The sequence below is a fragment of the Pseudomonas sp. TH49 genome (assembly GCF_016650625.1).
In the GTDB taxonomy this organism is placed as follows: Bacteria; Pseudomonadota; Gammaproteobacteria; order Pseudomonadales; family Pseudomonadaceae; genus Aquipseudomonas; species Aquipseudomonas fluorescens_H.
In genome coordinates this window covers 1,594,870-1,615,732 of record NZ_JAEKFL010000001.1, presented here as the reverse complement: position 1 = coordinate 1,615,732, position 20,863 = coordinate 1,594,870, and the positions used below count along the sequence as shown (strand labels likewise).

Annotated in this window: 16 protein-coding genes; 4 read left to right on the top strand and 12 right to left on the bottom strand. The window is 62.3% G+C overall.

The annotated features are described in order from the left end of the window. Positions 1-43: 43 nt before the first annotated feature. From cfaB to hflK (JFU48_RS07285), 5 genes are all read right to left on the bottom strand, one after another. Positions 44-1,231 (bottom strand): C17 cyclopropane fatty acid synthase CfaB, encoded by a 1,188-nt coding sequence (gene cfaB, locus JFU48_RS07305; RefSeq protein WP_003229726.1) that lies wholly within the window; start codon positions 1,229-1,231, stop codon positions 44-46. Positions 1,232-1,441: 210 nt separating this feature from the next. Next, a complete protein-coding gene (locus JFU48_RS07300) occupies positions 1,442-3,349 on the bottom strand; it encodes a heavy metal translocating P-type ATPase (protein WP_103484021.1) in 1,908 nt (635 codons plus the stop codon). Beyond that, positions 3,346-4,407, bottom strand: coding sequence for a protease modulator HflK (hflK, locus tag JFU48_RS07295; RefSeq protein WP_201136193.1), 1,062 nt, complete (start codon positions 4,405-4,407; stop codon positions 3,346-3,348). Before hflK (JFU48_RS07295) ends, JFU48_RS07300 begins: the two co-directional genes overlap by 4 nt. Further along, a complete protein-coding gene (gene hflC / locus JFU48_RS07290) occupies positions 4,404-5,426 on the bottom strand; it encodes a protease modulator HflC (protein WP_201136192.1) in 1,023 nt (340 codons plus the stop codon). The genes hflK (JFU48_RS07295) and hflC overlap by 4 nt, the downstream gene beginning before the upstream one ends. Next, positions 5,423-7,384, bottom strand: a complete 1,962-nt coding sequence (hflK, locus tag JFU48_RS07285) for a protease modulator HflK (RefSeq protein WP_201136191.1) — start codon at positions 7,382-7,384, stop codon at positions 5,423-5,425. Before hflK (JFU48_RS07285) ends, hflC begins: the two co-directional genes overlap by 4 nt. Before the next feature lie 208 nt (positions 7,385-7,592). On the opposite strand from hflK (JFU48_RS07285), the gene lpdA reads away from it, so the two are divergent. After that, positions 7,593-8,993, top strand: coding sequence for a dihydrolipoyl dehydrogenase (lpdA, locus tag JFU48_RS07280; RefSeq protein WP_201136190.1), 1,401 nt, complete (start codon positions 7,593-7,595; stop codon positions 8,991-8,993). A 111-nt stretch (positions 8,994-9,104) separates the two neighbouring features. On the opposite strand, the gene JFU48_RS07275 is transcribed toward lpdA, so the two are convergent. After that, a complete protein-coding gene (locus JFU48_RS07275) occupies positions 9,105-9,578 on the bottom strand; it encodes an Lrp/AsnC family transcriptional regulator (RefSeq protein ID WP_103522514.1) in 474 nt (157 codons plus the stop codon). Between the two features lie 144 nt (positions 9,579-9,722). Here JFU48_RS07275 and JFU48_RS07270 point away from each other — a divergent pair, with 144 nt between their 5' ends. Continuing rightward, positions 9,723-10,352 carry a LysE family translocator gene (locus tag JFU48_RS07270; protein WP_103484018.1) on the top strand — a complete coding sequence of 210 codons (630 nt, stop codon included), beginning with the start codon at positions 9,723-9,725 and terminating at the stop codon, positions 10,350-10,352. On the opposite strand, the gene JFU48_RS07265 is transcribed toward JFU48_RS07270, so the two are convergent. Genes JFU48_RS07265 through JFU48_RS07240 form a run of 6 tightly spaced genes read right to left on the bottom strand, consistent with a single transcriptional unit; the run spans position 10,349 to position 18,556 of the window. Continuing rightward, positions 10,349-12,490 (bottom strand): hypothetical protein, encoded by a 2,142-nt coding sequence (locus JFU48_RS07265; protein ID WP_003229741.1) that lies wholly within the window; start codon positions 12,488-12,490, stop codon positions 10,349-10,351. The genes JFU48_RS07270 and JFU48_RS07265 overlap by 4 nt on opposite strands. Continuing rightward, on the bottom strand, positions 12,477-13,670 hold the full coding sequence (locus JFU48_RS07260; protein ID WP_201136189.1) for a DUF3142 domain-containing protein: 1,194 nt from the start codon (positions 13,668-13,670) through the stop codon (positions 12,477-12,479). Before JFU48_RS07260 ends, JFU48_RS07265 begins: the two co-directional genes overlap by 14 nt. A 47-nt stretch (positions 13,671-13,717) precedes the next feature. Beyond that, entirely contained in the window at positions 13,718-14,536 is an 819-nt protein-coding gene (locus JFU48_RS07255; RefSeq protein ID WP_201136188.1) for a class I SAM-dependent methyltransferase, read from the bottom strand. Continuing rightward, positions 14,530-15,684 carry an acyltransferase family protein gene (locus JFU48_RS07250; protein ID WP_201136187.1) on the bottom strand — a complete coding sequence of 385 codons (1,155 nt, stop codon included), beginning with the start codon at positions 15,682-15,684 and terminating at the stop codon, positions 14,530-14,532. Before JFU48_RS07250 ends, JFU48_RS07255 begins: the two co-directional genes overlap by 7 nt. Then, complete coding sequence (locus JFU48_RS07245) at positions 15,681-16,985, bottom strand: glycosyltransferase (RefSeq protein WP_201136186.1); 1,305 nt, start codon at positions 16,983-16,985, stop codon at positions 15,681-15,683. The genes JFU48_RS07250 and JFU48_RS07245 overlap by 4 nt, the downstream gene beginning before the upstream one ends. Further along, entirely contained in the window at positions 16,979-18,556 is a 1,578-nt protein-coding gene (locus JFU48_RS07240) for a glycosyltransferase (protein ID WP_242486623.1), read from the bottom strand. The genes JFU48_RS07245 and JFU48_RS07240 overlap by 7 nt, the downstream gene beginning before the upstream one ends. A 427-nt stretch (positions 18,557-18,983) precedes the next feature. Here JFU48_RS07240 and JFU48_RS07235 point away from each other — a divergent pair, with 427 nt between their 5' ends. Next, positions 18,984-19,898 carry a GDP-mannose 4,6-dehydratase gene (locus JFU48_RS07235; RefSeq protein WP_003229752.1) on the top strand — a complete coding sequence of 305 codons (915 nt, stop codon included), beginning with the start codon at positions 18,984-18,986 and terminating at the stop codon, positions 19,896-19,898. Continuing rightward, positions 19,895-20,863 carry a GDP-mannose 4,6-dehydratase gene (gene gmd, locus JFU48_RS07230; RefSeq protein ID WP_003229754.1) on the top strand — a complete coding sequence of 323 codons (969 nt, stop codon included), beginning with the start codon at positions 19,895-19,897 and terminating at the stop codon, positions 20,861-20,863. The genes JFU48_RS07235 and gmd overlap by 4 nt, the downstream gene beginning before the upstream one ends.

The following is a 20,863-nucleotide window of genomic DNA, read 5'->3' as shown; positions in this document are numbered from 1 at the left end:
AAGCCCCATCACCCTCTCCGAGCGAGAGGGCATGGTTCAGGCATCAAGGGTGGTAGATGTCGTCGCGAGTCCAAGGCAGTTCATGGCTGCCATCCGGATGCGCCTTCACCGCGAGAATCTGGTGCAGGTTGATCCAGCCACGCGCGAACGCGTAGGCACACCCGGCCAGATACAGCCGCCAGATGCGCAGCGCCTGATCCGGCACCAGTTTCCCGGCGGCTTCGAGGTTGTCCTCCAGGCGCTCGCTCCAATGGTCGAGTGTGCGCGCGTAGTGCAAACGCAGGCTTTCGACGTCGACGATCTCCAGCCCGGCTTCACTGATCTCGGCCGAAATCATCGCCAGGTGCGGCAGCTCGCCGTTGGGGAACACGTATTTCTCGATGAAGTCGCCGGCGCCGCGGCCTACCGGACGGCCATCGGTGTGTTTGGCGGTGATGCCGTGGTTCATCACCAGACCGCCCTCCTTCACCGCGCCGAACAGGACCTTGCAGTATTCAGCGAGGTTGGCGTGGCCGACGTGTTCGAACATGCCGACGCTGACCACCTTGTCGAAACGCCCGTCCTGCGGCAGATCGCGATAGTCGAGCAATTGCAGTTCAACCTGGTCTTCCAGGCCCTCGGCCTTGACGCGCTCGCGGGCCAGTTCCAGCTGTTCCTTGCTCAGGGTGATGCCGAACACCTTGGCGCCGAATTCACGCGCCGCGTAACGGGCCAGACCGCCCCAGCCACAACCGACATCCAGCAGGTAATCGCCCGGCTGCAAACGCAGCTTGCGACACAGATGCCGGAACTTGGCTTGTTGTGCCTGTTCGAGGGTTTCACTGCCGGTTTCGAAATACGCGCAGGAATACGCCATGTCGCTGTCCAGCCACAACTGGTAGAACGCGTTGGACAGGTCGTAGTGATAGGAAATGGCCTTGGCGTCGGTTTCCTTGTCGTGCACCGAACGCACAGGCTGTGCATCGTCGTCCTCATTGAGCAAGGCGCTGCTCAATTCGTCGCAGACCCGGATGACCTCGCTGATCGAGCCTTCCAGCTCAAGCTTGCCTTCGACAAACGCCGCCCCCAGCGCGTCGAGACTTGGATGCGTGAGCTGGCTGACCATCTGCGGGTCCTTGACCACGATGGTAACGCTGGGCGCCGGACCCAGATTGAATTCATGGCCGTCCCAGAGCCGCAGGCGAAGCGGAAGCTGCAGATTCTGTAAGGCTGGTGGAAGTTGCGCGAGCATGGAAAATCCCCCTTGTTTCAGACGTCAGATCTGAGGGTAGACCATCCTTGAAAAATAGCAGGCTATCGATTTAATTAGCCGACACTATCGTTCCAGACGCTCCAACATGCCGTCATGCACTCACTGTTTCAGCCCAGATAACGGCAAAGAAGTGTGCGCCCTCTTCCATAGATGACTGTCTATCCGGCGCACAGTTCGATGAAACCCGCTTCAGTGATCATCCTTGAGTTTGAGCAATGGCTCCTGAAACCGCAGCAAACGCCCGGCATTGCCCAACACCAGTAGCGTACTGAGATTGTGCAATAGCGCGGCAATCATTGCCCCCGCCGCGCCGAGCCAGCCGAATGCCGCAAACACCACGATCGCCAGGGTCCAGCCCAGACCGATGATCACATTGACCTGCAAGGTTCGCCGGCACTGGCGACTGAGCCGCACACAGGTGCCGAGGCGGCGCAGGTCGCTGCCGATCAACACGATATCTGCCGAGGCCAGCGCAATGTCGGCCCCGCCGGCACCCATCGCCACGCCGACCACGCCGGCCTTGAGCGCCAGCGAATCATTGATGCCGTCACCCACCACCATCGGCCGGAAACCGTTGTCGATTTCCTTGAGCACGCGGTTGAGTTTGTCCTCAGGCAGCGCTTGGGCTTCCACCTCTTGCAGGCCGACTTCGCGGGCCAGTGTCTGGGCGACACTCTGGCGATCGCCGGTCAGCAGCAACTGGCGACCCAGACCCAGTTCACGCAATTCATTGAGGGCAAAGCGCGCTTCCGGTTTGACGCTATCGGCCAACAACAACCAGGCAACAAACTCGCCATTCAGCGCCAACCCGGCGATCGGCCCATCGTGCTCGGGAACGGTCGTCGTGACGATGCCCAGTTGCGCGAACAGTTCGGGACGCCCCAGCGCCGCCTCGCCTTGCGCGGTCATGGCCACGACGCCGAGGCCCTGACGCTCGTGAATGTCCGTCAGCGGCAGGCTCTGCTCCTGACTGACCAGCCCCGCCAGTGCCCGGCTGACCGGGTGACTGCTGGCCGCGCCAAGACTGGCCGCCAACGCCATGACCGCGGACTGTTGCAGACGCGGGCTGTTGATCGATTGCAGACGCAAGGTGCCGTAAGTCAGGGTGCCGGTCTTGTCGACCACCAACGAGGTGAGGTCCGCCAGTTCTTCGAGAAACGCCGAGCTGCGGATCAGAATGCCGTGGCGCGCCGCCACTGCCACTCCGGCAATCGCCGTGGCCGGTGCCGATAGCACCAAGGCACAGGGACAGGCCGCCACCAGCACCGCGAGCATCGCTTGCGCGTCATTAGTGACAAACCAGGTCACCGCCGCCAACAGCAACACCAGCACCATGTAGCTGCCGGCATAACGTTCAAGCAGGCGGGTGATCGGTGGCTTCGAGCGTTCGGCGTTCTGCATCAGTGCGATGACTTTGCCCAACGTCGATTGATCGCCGGTACGGGTCACCTCAATGCGCAGCAAGCCGTCGAGGTTGATTGCCCCGCCAAACACCGTCATGCCCACCGCCGTTTCTACCGGGACCGATTCGCCGGTGATCGACGCCGTGTCGAGGCTGGCCTGACCGAACAGCACTCGGCCATCCGCCGGCACCCGATCTCCTGCACGCACCTCGACCGTATCGCCGGGTTTGAGCGTGCCGTTATCGACTTCGATGATCGAGCCGTCCGCCTGAATCTTGCGCGCGTGGCTGCGGGTCAATTGGCCGAGAGCATGAATCGCTTCCTGCGAGCCGATCACGCTGCGCTCTTCCAGCACATGGCCGAAGATCATGATGATTGGCAGCAACGCCGCCGTCAGCAGATCGCCGGTCGCCCACGCACCGAGCATCGCCAGGGCAATCAGTTGATCGGTGATGCCGTGCAGGCTTGGATAACGCAGGCTGTACCACGCCGAGCGCATCACCGGCACCGCCACTAATAAGGAGGCGAAACCCAGCAGCAACTGACTGACACCGGTTTGCTCCGGCACCAGCCAACGCCAGATCAGACCGAGGCCGAGCAAGCCAAGGGCGAGCATCGCCAGGGTCAATTGCCGTGCAGCGCGGCGCTGTTCGGCCGAGGACAACAAGCTCGGTGCGGCAGTGGTCGCGGTCATTTACTGGCTCCCTGAATGATCAGGCGGGAATCGTCTTTCGGATCGACCGTGGTCACGGAACCGGCCTGCCCGAGAATCTTCGGCATGCGTTCGCGGTACAGCCGCAGCAGCATCTGCGGGTCGATCCCCTGCTGCTGCGCCTTGGCCAGGCTCAGTACCGTGGCGGTGTCGGCCGACGCCTTCGCCAGCCGCTCACCGGCCTGCGCATGGGCCACTTGCAGGATGCGGTCGGCTTGTTCGTTGGCGGTCTGGGTGAGCTTTTCCGCCTCGGTGCGTGCATTGGCGACGGCTTTGTCGGCTTGTTGGCTGGCGGTCAAAACGGCATTGAACGCGCTGACAGCCGGGTCGGGCAGACTCGATTGAACATCAACCCGCGCCACTTCGATGCCAATGCCCTGCCCGCTCGCCTTCAATTCAGCCAGACGCTTGTTGATGCCTTGCACCAGATCACCGCGCAAGCGTTCGCGGCGCTCGGCGGCCTGATTGTCGGCACCGATCAATTCCGGTCGAGCGACCAGAATCGTATCCAGATCCCGTGCGGCGGTCAGGGCCACAGCGCTGCGCGTGACCAGCCGATCCAGTGCCGGCAGCACATGATCACCCTGCAGCACGAAGTCATAGGGATCGGTGACTTTGTAAAACACCCGCACATCCAGTTGCACCACGCCGGCGTCGCCGGTCAGCAAATAGCCGGAGCCGGCCAACGCATCACTCAAGGGTGTGGCGAAAGTCGCAACGCGATCAGCCTTGATCGCCTCACTGCTGCGCAGCAGATTCTCCACTCGGCGCTCAATCACCCGATCCGCTGCTGGCAGCAAAACCACCTGCTCGAACGGCTGCGGCCAGGCCAACAACAGGCCGGCATTCTGGATGCGCTGCAGTGCGCCAAAGTGCAGAACCACCGCGCGATTCTGCGGATCAATCTGCCGAACATTGGAAAACGCCCACGCCAACGCGGCCAATACGGTCACTGCGTACAAGGCGAAAAACGCCAGGCGTCCGGCCTGAATCCACGGACTGCTCAACGAATGTGTTCCACGTGGAACTTCATCACTCATGGCTGCGATCCGGATTTGTTTTCAACATTCGGCGGACCGTCCACCAGCACACGGAATGGTGCAGCGTCGGTGCGCAGGATCAGTTTGGTGTCCGGCGTCACGATGGTGCCCAAGGTATCGAGCGAGCGCAGCAGGTTGTACAGCTGCGGCGAGCCGGCGTAGGCACGGCCATAGATTTGCGCGGCTTCGACTCGCGACTGCGCTTCGATTTCTGCCGCTTTCACCGTGGCATCGGCCTGCACAATTCGCGCATCGCGCTCGGCAGCAGAACGAATCTGCGCGGCTTCACGCTTGCCGATGGCGGTGCGCTCAGTGGCAATTGTTTCACGCTCGGCGCGCATCCGATCAACCGTGGCCGTGAGAGTCACCGAAGGCAAGGTCAGGCGTTCGATGCCCACCTGCACCACGCGCACACCGTAAGTCGCGAGCAACTGTTGGTCGATTTGCTGACGCAGTTGCGCTTCGAAATCGGCAATACGCACTTTGCTGGCATCGGTGTTCACCAGATCCGCCAGGTCGAAACTGCTGGCGGTGGTCTCCAGCGCCGAGCCGACAAAGGTGCGAATCTGCCGTGCCGCTTCGTCCGGCTGGTTCTGCACCGCGCGCATGAAACGCTGCACATTGTCCGGGTCGCCTTGCACCTGCCACGCCACGTAGGCCTGAATGATGATGCGCAAACCATCGCGGGTGCCGACATCCTGCAAACCACTGGAGGTGGTACGCAGGCGCAGGTCCACCGGGATCGCCGCTTCGAACGGTGCGGGCCAGCGCCAGCTCAAACCGGGATCAAGCAACACTCGCGACGGATTGCCGAAACGGGTGATAACGGTCGCCTCGCCCGAGCGCACCTGCACCAGGCTTGCCGCAGCGATGGCAAACGCCACCAGCAACAGCGCCCAGCCCATCCGCCGCCACGGGAACGGCCCGGCCTCTTCCGGCGCACCGTGGTGATGGTGATGATGCCCATGATGATGGTGGCCGCTGTGGTCATGGGAATCGTGAGTGTGCAACTGGCTCAAGGGGCAACTCCTGGTTGAGCGGGGGTGCGCGCGGGCGTCGGATCAGCCGGCAGCGTGAACGTACGCAGGTCGATGGTCGGCGCATTGCTGCTGCCGCCTAAACGGTGGTCGAGTACCAGCAGTTTGGCCTTGCTCAGGCCGAGGCTGAGCTGACTCAGATATTGTTCCAGCACGAATGCCTGGCCGGCGCTGGCGTAGGCTTTCTGTTCAGCGCTGAACTTAAGATCCGCCGCCTGCGCTGTGGCGTTGATTTCACGGGCGCTGGCACTGGCCTGATCGCGGGCGAGACTGGCCTGCAATTGCGCCTGATTACTGGCTTCGGCCGCCGCACCGCGCTCACGGGAGATCAACGCCTGGGCGCCGATCTGCGCCGCTTGCACGCTGTGGTAAGCGTTGGCAGCACCGGCGGGCGGGTGAATCGCTTCCACCATCGTGGCGAGAATTTCCACGCCGCTGTTGAGTTGCTGCAGATCGTTTTGCACCGCGTGGCCGATTTCCTCGCCCAGCCCTACCCGGTCGGCACCGAGCAAACCGTCGAGGGTGCGCGAGGCAAAATCGTGAACCAGAATCCGGCTCGCGGTGCTGCGGATCAGCGTCGGTACATCGGCATTGTTGTAGGTAGCCGCCAAGGCATCCTGATCCCGCAGGCCGATGCGATAGACGAAGCGCACGTCCATGTTGACGATCTGAAAGCTCTGCTGATCGCCACGGCTGCTGGCGATCACCTGGGATTTGTCGTTGACGTGGCTGGCATCCCACAAACGGTTGGCGGTCATCGGCGCCGGGCCTTCGGCTGGCTCGGCCTGGGTCGGCGCAGGCGCATCGCCGACGCTGGTTGCCAACTCGTGCACCACGCCGTTCTCGACGCTCAATACACGGCCCAACGGCCACGGCAACCCAGCATGCAATCCGGGGCCGAACACTTGCACCGGTTTGCCGAAACGCTCGTAGATACCGCGCCCCTGCAGCGGGATTTCGTGGATCCCGGTCAGCATCCAGCCGACGGCAGCGACCAGCGCCAGCACCGGCAGAAAGGCGCGGCGCATGTAGCTGAACGCCCAGATCTGGCGCAGATCGATGCCGAAACGATTGTGCAATTCGTGCTGCAAGGCCAGCAGCGGCTGCGGCGGCCAGCGCAGCATGTCAGCGACAAAACTGCGTGCCAGCAGGGTCGGTTCGAGCTGCTCGCGACGGGGACTGAACACCGACAGGACTGCGCGCAATAGCAACTCGATCGCGACCAGTCCCGGCAAGATCCCGATCAATACCGCAAGGCGCACGGGCCACACCGAAGCGTCGCTGGCGAACAGCAGACACAACGCGCCCAACACCAGACTGATGATCGCCACCCGCGCCAATTGTGCGAGGTTTCCGGCTTCCGGCCATTGCGCCGGGTTTTCCTGAGCCAGTTGCCGCTCCAGCACCAGCAAGCCGAAACCCAACAGCAACATCAGCGCTGCACCCACCGTGGCCGACAAACCGACGGTCGCGGCCGGCACCGCGAGATTCCACACCTGTTCGATGCTGAGCACTATCAGCACTGACCAGCCACCCAGCCACAACGCGGCCGCGCCGATCTGACCGAGCAGGTGCAGGCCGCGCTGACCCAAACGCTCCAGCAGCCGTTCGTACCAGCCATCAGGGGCCGTTTGCTCGACCTCGTTCAGCGGTTCCTGCGCCACCGGGTGCATGACCCGCGCACGCCATTGCGTCACCCACCACGCCGACTGCAGGCCAGCGACCAGCACCAGCAACGCCGCGCCCAGATTCATCAGCAACGCCGGCCATATTGATTGCGCGGCAAACAGCTCGACAAACAGCGCCAGCACCCACCCTGCCCCGGCCAACGCGCCGAGACCGATGGCCAGACGACGCAATCGCCGCCCCTGCGTGGCCGCTTGTTGAAAGCGCGGCAACCCGGTCACTTGCGTGCCATCGACATCCAGATCGACTTGCATATCACCCCAAAGCCATTGTCATTCGCCCATTCGTTACGATATAACGAAAAGCGTGAAATATTCGTACACAAATGCACTTATCTAAAGATGTCCAACCTGTCGCTTGCCTGAAGCCTTGACCGAAATGTCCGGAAATGCACATATTACGTTCGTAATTTTATTCGACTACTACTTTTAGCGATCCGCATTCCCAACCAGGAGTAACAGCATGAGCAACTATGACGTGGTGATTCTGGGCGGCGGCCCCGGTGGTTATAACGCGGCGATCCGCGCCGGCCAGTTAGGCCTGAAGGCGGCTTGCGTGGAAGGCCGCGCCACCCTCGGCGGCACCTGCCTGAACGTCGGTTGCATGCCATCCAAGGCCTTGCTGCATGCTTCGGAACTGTACGACGCGGCCATGGGTGCGGAATTCGCCAACCTCGGGATCGAGGTCAAACCCACGCTCAACCTCGCGCAAATGATGAAACAGAAAGACGAGAGCGTGAGCGGCCTGACCAAAGGCATCGAGTTTCTGTTTCGCAAAAACAAGGTCGACTGGATCAAGGGCTGGGGCCACATCGATGGCCCGGGCAAAGTGACGGTGAGCGACGATCAAGGCAACAAGACCGAGCTGATCGCCAAGGACATCATCATCGCCACCGGCTCCGAACCCACGCCCCTGCCCGGCGTCGAGATCGACAATCAGCGCATCCTCGACTCCACCGGCGCGCTGTCACTGAGCGAAGTACCCAAGCATCTGGTGGTGATTGGCGCCGGGGTGATCGGCCTGGAGCTGGGCTCGGTCTGGCGCCGTCTCGGCGCCCAGGTGACCGTGGTCGAATACCTCGACCGCATCTGCCCCGGCGTCGATGGCGAGGCCGGCAAAACCCTGCAGCGCTCGCTGAGCAAGCAAGGCATCAGCTTCAAGTTGAGTTCGAAGGTCACCAGCGCCACGACTTCGGCCAGCGGCGTACAGCTCAGCGTCGAACCTGCAGCGGGTGGCAGCGCCGAGTTACTGGAAGCCGACTACGTGCTGGTCGCCATCGGCCGGCGCCCGTACACCAAGGGTCTGGGCCTGGAGAACGTTGGCCTGAGCACCGACAAGCGCGGCATGCTCGCCAACCGCCAGCACCGCACCGAAGCCTCCGGCATTTGGGTGATTGGTGACGTAACGTCCGGCCCGATGCTCGCACACAAGGCCGAAGACGAAGCGATGGCCTGCGTGGAACAAATTGTCGGCAAGGCCGGCGAGGTCAACTACGACCTGATTCCCAACGTCATCTACACCCGCCCGGAACTGGCCAGCGTCGGCAAGACCGAAGAGCAGCTCAAGGCCGAAGGACGCGCCTACAAGGTCGGCAAGTTCCCGTTCACCGCCAACAGCCGGGCGAAGATCAACCACGAGACCGAAGGCTTCGCCAAGGTCCTTGCCGACGAACGCACGGACGAAATCCTCGGCGTGCACCTGGTCGGCCCGAGCGTCAGCGAAATGATCGGTGAGTACTGCGTGGCCATGGAATTCAGTGCCTCGGCCGAAGACATCGCGCTGACCTGCCATCCGCACCCGACCCGCTCCGAGGCGCTGCGTCAGGCGGCAATGAATGTCGAAGGAATGGCGACACAGATGTAGTCAGCAAAAGTTTGGGTGACCGGACGACCGCTTTCGCGAGCAGGCTCACTCCTACAGGGGAGCGCGATCAATTGTAGGAGTGAGCCTGCTCGCGATGAAGGCCACCCGGTTTCAATCCGGAAGATGCCCCAATGGCAACGCCCCCGGCGTCTTCACCGTGTGAATCGCAAAGTTGCTGCGAATGTCACTCACCCCCGGCAGCTTCAGCAGGCAGCCGCTGAGAAACCGGTCATACGCGCGCAAGTCCGGCACCACCACCTGCAACAGAAAATCCGACTCCCCCGACACCAGAAACGCCGAGATCACCTCCGGCAGTGCCGTCACCGCCGCATAAAAGGCTTCGGCCTGTTCATCGTTGTGGCGCTCGACCTTGACCCCGACAAATACCGTCAGCCCCAGTCCCACTTCATCGCGATCGAGGTTGGCCTGATACCCGCGAATCACCCCGGCCTCCTCCAGCATCCGCACCCGGCGCAGGCACGGTGACGCCGACAGGCCGATCTCGTCCGCCAGCTCGACGTTGCTCAGGCGTCCGTCCCGTTGCAGGGCGGCGAGAATCTTGCGGTCGAAGGCGTCGAGTTTCATGTTTGGCAGATCCTGATGGTCAGATCGAAAAAAGAAAGCAGGTTATGCCAATACTGACCCATTTTGAAGCCGACTACGCAAGCACCTGCCCCACCCTTCGGCCATAGACTGAGCCGACCGAATCGACAACGAAAGGGCGGCAGCATGGCGGGTATGTGGATGTTTTTTCTGGCGCTGGCGGTGGTGTATCTGTTGCCTGGGCCGGACATGATCTTGCTCTTGCAAACCGGCGCCCGGCAGGGCCGCGGCGCCGCGCTGGCCACCGCGGTGGGCCTGGCGATTGCTCGGGGATGTCATGTCGCATTGGCGGCGTTGGGACTGGCGGCGCTGTTCAAAGCCGCGCCGTGGACGTTCGACGTGGTGCGTCTGGCCGGGGCGGCCTATCTGCTGTGGATCGGCATTCAATGCCTGCGCAGCACCTTGCTGCCGGACCTGAATGCCGCCGGTGTGACCGACGTCCACGGACAATGGCGTGAAGCGATCCGCCGTGGCTTGCTGACCAATCTGCTCAACCCCAAGGCGCTGCTGTTCTGCTCGGTGCTGCTTCCGCAATTTATCGTCGCCGACGGTGCCCCGGTGCTGACGCAGTTCGCCATCCTCGGCATGCTGCTGGTGGCTGCCGGGCTGCTGTTTGACTCGACCTACGCGCTGATCGGCGCCGCATTGGGCCGCTGGCTGCAACGCAGTCCCTCGGCCCAACGCTTGCAACAGTGGCTGTTCGGCAGCCTGTTGATCGGCTTCGCCCTGCGCCTGACGTTCGTGCAACAGGCCTAGTCTTTGCGCGCCGCCCGGCGTTGCCGACGAGTGATCAGGAACAACGCAACGCCGACCACCAGCACCGCCCCACCGATCTGCACCGGCCATTTGTAAGGGCGCAGTGCCGAGCGCGCAGCATCGGTAACCTGGGTGACGTAGCGCTTGTCGGCGTTTTCAAAGTCCGGGTACGGGCACTGATGACCGAAATCCACCGCCCACGGCACGTAAGCACCTTCCTTCACATAGCGTTCATAGAGATCGCTCTGTTCCTGCAGGCTGCTGTTCCAACCGGCGGCGTTGCACAACACGGCAGCAAACGCCTGACTGGTGTGCGGCAGGTTGTCGGCGGCACGACTGGCCAGCGCGGTGGCAACGAAGCGATAGTGATAACGCTCGTCCGGCTTGGCTTCGCTGGCTTGTTGACGTTTGACTTCGTCTTCAGCGACCAGCGGCCCGACTTTCAGCGCGGCGTTTTCCAGGCTGTAGTTGCCGCCGAACGTGGCGTAATCCGGTGCCATCTCGTAACCGAGAATATCCATACCCCACTCGCGGGCCGTCCACGCAGCGTTGTACAACGCACTGGCGCGTTTGGTCGGCCACCAGGCGCTGTCGGCTTTCAGACGCTGCTGGCCGTAGAGTTTCGCTTTGTTTTGCAGGTCGGGATTGTCGAAGTAGCCGACCGCTTCTTCATACCGCCCCTCACGCAACAGACGTCGGCCCAGCAGATTGCGCAGGCTGGCGGCAACCGGCAACTGCACATAGTTGTCGCGCTCCTGCTGGGTCAGCGGCGGTGGCGCCGGCACGTTGTCATCGACGTAGCGTTTCAGTTCATCGACCGTCAGCACTCGCTCGGCCACTGTCGCGGCGTCGAACCAATAGATGTTGTTGCTGCGGTACAACTGAACAAAGGCTTGCAGGTATTCACCGCGTTGCAGCGCCAGGATCGCGCTCTCGCCTTCGACCCGGCATTTGGGCTGAACGGTTTCAAAGTCCCAGTCCTGCGTGCGCCGATAGCCCCAATCCTCGGTCTGCGGAAAGGCCTGCGCGGCTTTGGAATAGGCAGCAGCCGCGGCATTTTTATCGCCGTCACGCACCGCCAGTTTGGCCCGCAACCACCACGCAAGGCCGCCGTCACCGGCGTGTTCGAGAAAGGCCTTGGCGTTGGTGTAATCGCCCTGTTGATAATTGACCGCCGCCAGCCGGTCGGCGTTGTCGAAGCTGCCGCGGGTGCTGTTCTGCAGGAGCTTGACCAGTTTCTTCTGGTTTGGCGGCTCATCGCCGAATGACCAGCCCTGACGACTGATCAACGAGGCGGTGACCAGTTGTTGCACCGAAGGGTGTTCGAGCAACTTCGCCAGTGGCTCCTCGGGCAACTGCGCCAGATCATTCATCAGCAGCTTGAGCGAGGTATTGCCCACCGCCGAACCGTGCAGGTTCTGCGCTTCGTACAATTCGATGGCGCCGGCCCAATCGCCCGAAGTGCGCAGTACCCGCGCCTCTTCACCGAGGCTGGCGACGCCCAGTTCCAACGGGTCACTGAAACCGTCGATGCTCAACTGTCGAGCCTGGCGGAAGGCATCCCGCGCCTGTTCCAGTGCATCGATGGCGTTGTTGGCCTCGGTACTTCTGGCCACCCACGCACGGCCCAACGAGTACGCCGCCCAAGTGCTGCGCAACGGCCGTTGCTCGGCCGGCAACGCCAGCAACTGGCGGAAATACTCGACCGCCAGTTGATAGTCGCCCGCGCCGAACGCCACGGCACCGGCCAGGTACAGGCGAATCTCCGCCGGCAGGCTGGCGCCCTGCACATCGACCTGATGCGCGTCAGTCAGGCTGCGCAGCTGTTTGACCAGCGCTTGCTGTTCGGCTGTGAGACCGGCCTGCTCGGCCTTGTCACGCTGATTGGCAGGCTCGGTCGGTTCAGCGTAAAAATCGTTGGGGTTGTAGGTCGCCGCGGTGACGTTCTTCAGCCCGGGGATGGCTTTGCCCAGGCGGCTGAGCTCAAAGTTGAAGTTGCCCTCCGGCAGCTCGGCCAGGGTCTGCCCGCGATTGTCGAGCAGGCGCATCGGGAAGTCCGGGCCGCAGGCCAGCGCCGAACCCAGCGGCAGGCTGAGGCTCAGGCAGAGCAGATGGCGGGGCCAGTTACGGGTCAACATGCGAACCTCCTTGATCAATAAATGCACAGCGCGCCCAACCGATGGCGCGTTGTCCGCCCGCCGGCAGACGACCGTCGCGCTGGCGGGTGAAGGTAAGCAGATCCGGGCCTTGTTGCAACGCATAACCGGCGAGCGCGTCGGCGCCTTCGCAATCGCGCGCCTTCACGCTGATGCGTGCGGGCCAGGCGTTGTCGAGGTTACCGCGGTTGTTGAGGGCGATGTCATAGAGGCCATTACTCTCGCTGAGCGTCAGGCTCAGTTGACTGCTCAATGCTTCGCCACGGGCGACGGCACGCAGCGTGCTCAGGCTCCAGGCGCGACGATCGTTGACCAGCGGCAGGCGAAACCAGATCAGACCGGCCAGATGCGCCGGGCGATCTTCACGCAACTCCTTGGCCAGTCGGCTCAATTGCTGCGGATCGGCGAGCAATTCGCGCCGTTGTCCGCCGCGCTCAAGTGGCACTTCACTTTCCACCAACGGGGCGCCGTCAGCATCCGGCAACAGCGCCACCCCGTAGGCCGGCATTGCCAGATAAAACGGTTTGTCGGTTACCCGCCCCCAAGCCTCGGCCCAGCGCCGCGCCTGCTCGGGGTCGAACAGACCGCGACGCGGATCGCTGACCGCATGCACCTGCAGCACACTGCTGTCGACACTTGCCAGCAGCGCCGGCAGTTGCGGACTGTCGAGCCAGGCCGGCAACGCAGTGATGCTCAGCGGCAGGCTGGCCGGCAATGCGCCGCGCAGATGGAGAAGGAATTCGGTATAGGCCGGCAGACGCGCATTCCCGGCGTCGTGATCGATCTCGATGCCGCTCAGGGTCAGCCCCTGCCCTTGCCAGTCCGCCAGCACCTGAAGGATCTGTGCCGTGACTTGTTGCTCGTCGAGCGCCTTGAGCTGGCCGTCAAGCCGGATCACCGCAATCAACGGCCGAGCATCCTGTTTGAGCAACGCCGGATCGATGCGCGCGCGGCTCCATCCGGCATTCGGAAAGGCCTGCAACGCCAGCACCCGCAGCGTCGAAAAGTCGCCGCGACTGTCTTTCAGTGCAAGCTCATGAGCCGGCGTCCAATGCCGCTGCCAGACGTAGAGCTGCTGATCGAGCGGCGCTGCATCCTGTCGTTCACAGGCGCAGAGCAACAACACAGCCAGCATGGCCGACAAGCCGACGATAACGCGCATACCTTGCAGATCCCTGAGACATCAGGCTGCAAGGTTACACAAACCGCTCAAGGCTTGCGGGCAATGATCACCTGACTTTTCGCCACTACCGCATCCAGCGCCTGCTTGATCTGCGCGCCGCGTGGCGAGTCGAGCACGGTTTGCCAGGTGTTGGCCCAATGCTCGAGCAACGGGTGATCCGGGTTACTGAAATCGACCTTGGCCTCCCAGAACAGCAGCATCCACATCGACCAGTAAAAGCCGTACTGGCTATGGCTGATAATCTCCAGCCCGGCATCGCTGACCATTGCCTTGAACTGTTCTTCACTGATGATGCGAATGTGATTGGGCTTCTGGAAATACTCCGGCGAGGCAATGTCCTTCTGCAGTTCTTCGGAACTGGGGTGCGGCACACTCAGCAGGTACAGCGCGCCCGGCTTGCCGACGCGCACCAGCTCGGCGAGAAATTGCGCCGGATCGTCGACGTGTTCAATCACTTCGGTGGACACCACCCGAGTGGCGGTGGCATCGGCGATCGGTAGCGGGTTGCAGTCGGTGACATGGCATTCGATTTCACGCGCCGGCGTATCGCTCAGGCGCTGGCGAGTAGCCTCGACCTTGGCACCGTCGATGTCGGCAATGATGATCTTCGCCCCACGCATGCCGCAAAAGTACACGTTGCCGCCGTCCCCGCACCCCACATCAAGCAGGATGTCGTCAGCACTCACCCGGAACCCGGTGAACAACTCGTCGGTCTCCTGGTTGAACCAGCCGCTGAGCTTCGCGTCGTAAAGGCCGAGCATGTACGGGTCGACTTTGTCCGCAGCAGACGGCGCGGGGACCGGCGCAGGCGACGCTGCCCTGAGTTTCTTCAAAAGGCTCAGCATGAGGTGGCTCCAGAGGATGGGACGGCGGTTCGCGAAGTATCGAGGCGACGCACCAGCGCAGCGCCGCGATTGCGCATCGGCATTTCGATAAAGCGGTAATTGAGTTCACTGAGCAGCACGATCAGGCCGAACGCCAGCAGGATGGTCAGTACAGGGTGCCCGGCCGGGTTCGGCAGACCGGCGCTTTGCAAGCGGAAGATCAGCTCGCGGACCAGCAGATAGGCCGGAATATGGATCAGGTAGATGCCGTAGGACCGACTGCCGATCCACGCCATCAACCGTTGCAGACCACCGGCCGGCAGCAGGTAATCGCGGTTGTACGAGGCGATCCACACCAGCAGCGCGCTGAGCACGGCAATCGAGCCGATGCGGTAAGAGGCGAAGGTGAAACGGTCGGTGGCCATGTAGCTCAGCATCAGTGCCAGCAAAATCAGCGTCGATACGCCGGCCCATGGCCGCTGCAGGAACGTCGGCTGCCAGCGCTGATAACCCGGCTGCACGCTCCACATCGCCAGCAACACGCCGAGGGCCAGCGCATCGGTACGCACCACCATCAGCATTGGCGTGCGCAGGGTGAACAATTGCACCGCCACCAGCGCCAGCAATACCCAGACCAGGTGTTTGCGGCACACCAGAATCAGCAGCGGGAACAACAGGTAGAACTGCTCCTCCAGCGCCAGGCTCCAGTAGACGAAACTGCTGCCGTATTCGTAGTTAAAGAAACTGTCGGCAAAGCGGAAGTTCGCGTACTGCAACACTCCCGCCAGCGTCGCTTGCAAGTTGGCGTGCAGGGTGCCGAACGCCTCGGAACGGTTGAGAAACACGCACGCCAGCAGTATCAACGCCAGCCACAACCACGCCGACGGCAACAGACGAAATACCCGTCGCAACCAGAAGTTACGCGTCTGCGTCCAGTATTCCTGCCGGGTCGTACAAGCTCGCAGCGCCGGGATCAGGCTGCGGGCGATAACGAATCCGGAGATCGCGAAAAACAGATCGACGCCCCACCACGACTGCGCCCAGGCGTGAATGTTTCCCAACAGAGGCACCGGATCGGTGAACAGGCTGCCCTGCAAATGATGAAACAGCACACCAAGCACCGCGATTGCCCGCAGCACTTCGATGTCCATGATCCGTTTGCTGCTCATGCGCCGGAAATCTCTACATGGGCGGCAGGCAGGCGGTCGAACAACTGCGTCAGAAACATTTGCAAACGCTGCTCGGCCACTGACTGACTGCAGAAACCCTGCAGGCTGTTAATCGCTTGCGCTGCCATCTGCGCATACCGTTGCGGATCGTGTCTGGCCACTTCGTAGCTGGCGCGATAGGCCACGCACAACGACGCCCAGTTGGTCACGTAGCGCAAGGTGCGGAAAGCACTGCGCGGGTCGTGCGGCCAGGCAGTGAGCTCATCGGTGGAGTCGATCAGGAACGCATTGTCGGCGCTCAGGTAATCGATCATCGCCGTGGTGCGCGGGGCGACCGCCGGTTTGCCGCAGGACATGAACTCCATCAGCGGCAGGCACTGGCCCTCGCCGTAAGAGGTGTTGACCACGTAGCGGGTCGCCTGCACCAGTCGTTCGTAATCGGCATCCGCCAGATAGCCATAGATCAGCACGATGCGACAGCGATAGGACTGGTTCTTGTACAGGTGATGGAGGATGTCGCTCATCGCCAGTTCGGCATCATGGTGGGTGAGCTTGAGCACCAGCGTCGCGTCATCGTTGTCGCGGAACGTCACGCAAAATGCGCTGAGCATGTCTTGCCAGTTCTTGCGCCCGTCGCCGGGGTTGAACACCGAGGTGTAGACCACGCCGTCGAGCAGCAACTCCTGCTCGGTCACCGGGGCCGCAAAATCAATACCGACGCCGCTGCGCAGTTGCAGCGGAGCGAACGCGTTCAGGTCGAGCTGGCGACTGTCGGCCACCAGGCCCTTGATCTTCAGGCGCAGCGGGCCCGCCTGCGGCTCACGTGGCAACTGCGCACCGCGTGCGGCAAAGCGATCCCACACCGGCGCCGGCACCGCGACAATCGGGTAATCAGCCCCCATCGCCTCGCGCACGGCATTGACCGTGTAGCTGGAATGAGTGATCGCCGCACCGCAGACGCGCAGCACGGTGCGCCAATCGTTGCGCGGCTCCCCGGCAAACGGCTCGTTGGGGATGGTGCTGAATTCCCAGGCGAACACCGGCAGCGTCGGGCACGCCAGGTTCAGCGGCGTGCGGTGCGGCGGCGAGAACGACAGGAACACGCACGGCTCGCCCCGGGCGGCGCACTCCCGATAGAGCGCGTCGACTTCGGTCTGCGGATCGAGCACTTCCACCACCCGCCCGAGCCGCTCGAGTACCGGCCGGTATTCCTTGAGCACGAAGTAATAGCTGTATTCCGAGCGTCCCAGGTTCTGCGCGATGGTGTGCTGGTTGGTTTCCGAATAAATGATGATCAGCATGAGGCGTTATCCGTCACTGACACAGCCTGCGGCGTGTGTGCAACCAGCCCGAAGAAGTCCGCCATACGTTGCTGCACGGGCGCGAAAGCGCAGTATTGGTGCATGCGCTCGACCGCGGCCGTGGACATGCGCCGATAATCCTGCGGCTGAGCCTTGGCCATCCGATAACTGCTTTCGTAGGCGTTTTTCAGTGAACCCCAGTCCGGCCGGTGGCGCAGCGTGCGATAAATAAGGCGGCTGTCCTGCGGCCAGATGGTCAGTTCCTCGCTGGACTCGACCACGAACGCCACCGAATCGTCGATATAGTCTTCCATCGCAGTGTGATCCGGCGCGATCACCGGCTTACCGCTGGACATGAACTCCATCAACGGCAGGCACAGGCCTTCACAGCGCGAGGCGTTGACGTAAAAACTGGCGGCTTCGTAAAGCCGCGCATATTGCCCGTCGTCGAGGTAACCGTGCAGCACCAGCACCCGGCAGGCGAACGGCGACAACTGCGCAAGCAGGGTCATCAATTCGCTGTAGTAGGACGTCAGATCGTTATGGGTAATCTTGAGCACCAGCGTAGCGTCGGGCTTGTCGCGAAAGGCCCAGCAGAACGCGGTGACAATGTGGTGCCAGTTCTTGCGGCCGTCCCTGGGGTTGAACACGCTGACGTAGACCACGCCATCGACACAGGTTTCGACAACCGCTGAGGTGTCCGGCAAATCCAGAGGCGCAGGTTCGATGACCGGCACGGCGGGGGCGCCGGCGACGTTCGGCAAACGCTGTTCGAGCCAGGCATGCGCCTCGTCTGACAGCAGATCGCGCACACCTTCCCAGTACCAGTGATGCAAAAACTTCACGCGTGGCACCGCCGGTACTTGCTCGCGGCCTGAATCCAGAACCCACAGACGCAGGTAGTGGCGGGCAATCACAAAGCGCCGCTTGAGGGTAAGCGGTGGCGGACGCGCAGCCTCGATTTCAGCGGCCAGCGCTGCCTCTTCCTCGGCAGTCGGCGGTATCGGAATCAGCGCATCGGCAGACAAGCCCAGCGTGCGGCTATCGAACACGCAGCCCTTGATCGCCAGCGTTGTGCCGGGATTGAACGGCTCACTGACGTGACGTGCGCGGATGGCAGCGAAGTTTTCCCACAGTGGCGTCGGCAGTACCAGCACCGGGAAGTCATCCCCCATGGCCCGGCGGATCGCCCGCGCAGTATGGCTCGACAACGTGATGACCCGACCCTGACGTGCGAGCATCTGCGTCCAGTCCTGACGCGGGTCATTGTCCCATTGCTCATCGGGGATCGAGTCGAACTCCCAGGCCACCACGCAGACGGTCGGGCATTCAAGGTCGGTCGGGGTTTTCTGCGGCGGGGTGAAGGAGAGAAACAGGCTGTCTTCGCCGGCCGCGCGCAATTGGCGGTACAGCGGATCGACGTCGGCGCTGGAGGACACCACATGCACCCGCCCAAGGCTTTCCAGCACCGGACGATAGGCCTTGAGCACGAAGTAATAACTGTATTCGGGACGCCCGAGACTCTGGCTGATGGAGCTGTCGTTGACGTCCGAGTAAAGAATGAAATTCATGGCATCCCACGATGAAGTCGCCATCCCGGCCGCTTCAATCCATGACGGCCAAGCGCTGGATCGTGGTCGGCATGCCGGCACTCGTCCTGCGTCTTCGGGCCCGTCTTTGTTCTTGTTTTAGTGGTCGGTTGCAGCCGGGATTGCAGTCACTCTGAACAACACCGGGAGAACGCGACGAGGGGCATTCTAAACACATCCGTCGGGGATTCGCGAACCACCCGGCGAGAATAAATCAGGCTACTCTGACGAGAACTGACCAGTCACGGTTTGGCCTGTTGAAATTGCTGCGTAATTGGCACAGATTGGCAACCAAACAACTACAACAATGACTTCGCCCGATGTCCGACCGGTATTTACCAGCGTTCTGACAGACACGCCCATAGAGGCTGTGGGAAATGGCGAAGATTCAAGACCAAGGGGTCGCGGTTTGAAAAAGCGTCTGTTCGTCACGGGGCTGGGTGGATTCGTGGGGCAACATATCCAGTCGCGTCTGGCGTCGCCTGATTCGACATGGCAGCTGCTGCCTGGCGCATCGCCCTACGACCTCACGGTGCCGGACAGTCTCGTCGACCTGTGGCCGCAATTGCCCGACGCGGTGATTCATCTGGCCGGCCAGACGTTTGTTCCCGAAGCCTTCCGCGATCCGGCCCGCACCCTCGAGATCAATCTGCTCGGCACCCTCAATCTGTTACAGGCCCTCAAGGCTCGCGGTTTTGCCGGCACGTTCCTGTACGTCAGCTCCGGCGATGTCTACGGCCAGGTCGCCGAGTCCGCCCTGCCGATCACCGAACAACAACCGCCCTGCCCGCGCAATCCCTACGCGGTGAGCAAACTGTCGGCAGAATTTCTCAGCCTGCAATGGGGCTTGAGCGAAAGCTGGCCGGTGCTGGTGGCGCGGCCGTTCAACCACATCGGCAGCGGGCAGAAAGACAGCTTTGTCATCGCCAGCGCTGCGCGCCAGATCAACCGCATCAAACAGGGCCTGCAAGCCCCGCAACTGGAGGTCGGCGACATTGACGTCACGCGGGACTTCCTCGATGTCGGCGATGTGCTCTCGGCTTATTTCGCACTGCTGGAAAAAGGCACGCCGGGGCAGGTGTACAACATCTGCTCGGGCCGCGAGCAGAGCATCCGCAGTCTGATCGAACAGCTGAGCGATCTGGCGCAGGTCCAGGTGCAACTGGTTCAGGATCCGGCACGCATGCGTCGTGCCGATCAGCGTCGCGTTTGCGGCAGTCACGCACGACTGACCCAAACCACAGGATGGACGCCTGAAATCACAACACAACAATCCCTGCGGGCGATCCTGTCCGACTGGGAGCAGCGAGTACAACAAGAATGAAAAGTGCATTGATCACAGGGATCACCGGTCAGGACGGCGCCTATCTGGCCAGACTGTTGCTCGACAAGGGTTACAAGGTTCACGGCCTGGTTGCTCGGCGCAGCAGCGATTCGCGCTGGCGCCTGCGCGAGATGGGCGTCGAAGCCGACATCGAGTACCTCGATGGCGACATGGCTGACGCCTGCTCGGTGCAGCGCGCAGTCATCAAGTCAGCCCCGGACGAGGTCTACAACCTTGCCGCGCAAAGCTTTGTCGCCGCGTCCTGGAATCAACCGGTGACCACCGGCATCGTCGATGGCCTGGGCGTGACCCACCTGCTCGAAGCGATCCGCCAGTTCAGCCCGCACACGCGTTTCTATCAGGCCTCCACCAGCGAAATGTTCGGCCTGATCCAGGCCGAGCAACAGGACGAGAACACCCCGTTCTACCCGCGCAGCCCCTACGGCGTGGCCAAGCTCTATGGTCACTGGATCACCGTCAACTACCGCGAAAGCTTCGACCTGCACGCCAGCAGCGGCATCCTCTTCAACCACGAGTCGCCGCTGCGCGGCATCGAGTTCGTCACCCGCAAGGTCACCGACGCCGCGGCCCGCATCAAGCAGGGCAAGCAGCAGGAACTGGCCCTGGGCAACATCGACGCTAAACGCGACTGGGGTTTTGCCGGTGACTACGTCGAAGCCATGTGGCTGATGCTGCAACAGGACAAACCTGACGATTTCGTGGTCGCCACGGGCGTCACCACCACCGTGCGCGAGATGTGCCGCATCGCCTTCGATCACGTCGGCCTGAACTACCGCGACTACGTGAAGATCGACCCGGCGTTCTTCCGCCCGGCCGAAGTCGAAGTGCTGCTCGGCAACCCGGCCAAGGCTCAGCGCGTATTGGGCTGGAAGCCGAAAACCGATCTGGACACCTTGATCCGCATGATGATGGATGCGGACATGAAACGCGTCGCCAAGGAGTAG

Bases quoted from the DNA above. Each gene is read 5' to 3' on its own strand.
- JFU48_RS07270 (WP_103484018.1), top strand. From the start codon at position 9,723: ATGGCGGGTATGTGGATGTTTTTTCTGGCGCTGGCGGTGGTGTATCTG.
- cfaB (WP_003229726.1), bottom strand. From the start codon at position 1,231: ATGCTCGCGCAACTTCCACCAGCCTTACAGAATCTGCAGCTTCCGCTT.
- JFU48_RS07265 (WP_003229741.1), bottom strand. From the start codon at position 12,490: ATGTTGACCCGTAACTGGCCCCGCCATCTGCTCTGCCTGAGCCTCAGC.
- JFU48_RS07240 (WP_242486623.1), bottom strand. From the start codon at position 18,556: ATGAATTTCATTCTTTACTCGGACGTCAACGACAGCTCCATCAGCCAG.
- JFU48_RS07300 (WP_103484021.1), bottom strand. From the start codon at position 3,349: ATGACCGCGACCACTGCCGCACCGAGCTTGTTGTCCTCGGCCGAACAG.
- JFU48_RS07260 (WP_201136189.1), bottom strand. From the start codon at position 13,670: ATGCGCGTTATCGTCGGCTTGTCGGCCATGCTGGCTGTGTTGTTGCTC.
- gmd (WP_003229754.1), top strand. From the start codon at position 19,895: ATGAAAAGTGCATTGATCACAGGGATCACCGGTCAGGACGGCGCCTAT.
- JFU48_RS07250 (WP_201136187.1), bottom strand. From the start codon at position 15,684: ATGAGCAGCAAACGGATCATGGACATCGAAGTGCTGCGGGCAATCGCG.
- hflK (WP_201136191.1), bottom strand. From the start codon at position 7,384: ATGCAAGTCGATCTGGATGTCGATGGCACGCAAGTGACCGGGTTGCCG.
- lpdA (WP_201136190.1), top strand. From the start codon at position 7,593: ATGAGCAACTATGACGTGGTGATTCTGGGCGGCGGCCCCGGTGGTTAT.
- JFU48_RS07255 (WP_201136188.1), bottom strand. From the start codon at position 14,536: ATGCTGAGCCTTTTGAAGAAACTCAGGGCAGCGTCGCCTGCGCCGGTC.
- JFU48_RS07245 (WP_201136186.1), bottom strand. From the start codon at position 16,985: ATGCTGATCATCATTTATTCGGAAACCAACCAGCACACCATCGCGCAG.
- hflK (WP_201136193.1), bottom strand. From the start codon at position 4,407: ATGAGTGATGAAGTTCCACGTGGAACACATTCGTTGAGCAGTCCGTGG.
- JFU48_RS07275 (WP_103522514.1), bottom strand. From the start codon at position 9,578: ATGAAACTCGACGCCTTCGACCGCAAGATTCTCGCCGCCCTGCAACGG.